Origin of the sequence: Paracoccus sp. 22332 (assembly GCF_052045125.1) — a bacterium.
Classification (GTDB): Bacteria; Pseudomonadota; Alphaproteobacteria; order Rhodobacterales; family Rhodobacteraceae; genus Paracoccus; species Paracoccus haematequi_A.
On record NZ_JBQEOI010000118.1, the window covers coordinates 1 to 880 of the forward strand.

At 59.8% G+C, this 880-nt stretch carries 1 protein-coding gene and 1 tRNA gene; one reads left to right on the plus strand and one right to left on the minus strand.

The features are described 5' to 3' along the window. The first annotated feature begins 50 nt into the window (after window positions 1-50). Window positions 51-404, plus strand: a complete 354-nt coding sequence (locus tag ACTJI6_RS24095) for a hypothetical protein (RefSeq protein ID WP_440804297.1) — start codon at window positions 51-53, stop codon at window positions 402-404. 342 nt (window positions 405-746) lie between these two features. On the opposite strand, the gene ACTJI6_RS24100 is transcribed toward ACTJI6_RS24095, so the two are convergent. Continuing rightward, window positions 747-823, minus strand: a tRNA-Met gene (locus ACTJI6_RS24100). Window positions 824-880: the final 57 nt, after the last annotated feature.

Genomic DNA, 880 nt, shown 5'->3' on the forward strand with positions numbered 1-880 from the left:
GCCATCCTCGACGGACACCCCAGATCCCGCATCGAGGACCTCATGCCCTGGTGCTACGACCAAGCGTCAAGCCTCGCTGCATAGGGCCTCGTCGTCGCGCTTACCAACGATCCTTTCTTGGCTGGCGCTCTATCGAGGCGGCTGTAACCAACCACGTTCCATCCGACACATGGCGCGGTGCCTTTGACGTGATGCCCATACCCTCGACATGGCTGCGCCGAGAACTCTTGGCTCTTACGGGTGACGGCGACAAGAACGACCCTGCCGCTCGCTGCCTTACCGAGATCGACAAGATCCGAGACAGGTACGGCGCTCCAGATGCCGAGCCGCGCCATCCTCATCTTGCATCTGGCCGCCCATGGCCAATCCTGACTCCGGACCCCTACGCGGAAGATGGTGGATGAGTGGGGCCCGGAAGTGTTGAATATCGCTCTAATACGGGGGGGTGCCCTTCCTGGTCCCGCCTTCGCTATGAGGGCTCCGGCTGATTGCCAAAGAGTGGCCGATGCGGGAAGTTTTCGCGGTAGACGTTCGAAAGCTCGCCTTCGGCAGTGGGACCCCAGCTCGCATCGATGCGATGCTCCCCATCGATCAGCACTGGGAGCAACGCTCATTGCAGGCACCGATTTACGAAGCGATATGAAGGACTTCGGCCCCTCTTGCTTCCACAGTGCTTCCACGGGTGTTGGAAACGCAAACGCCGCCCCGGAGGGCGGCGCGTAAGCTTTTGATAACGCGGATAGATTTGGTTGCGGGGGTAGGATTTGAACCTACGACCTTCAGGTTATGAGCCTGACGAGCTACCGGGCTGCTCTACCCCGCGCCATGGTTGTCTTGATCGGAGGCTTTATCGTTTCAGAGGGATGTTTTGCGTCTTTCC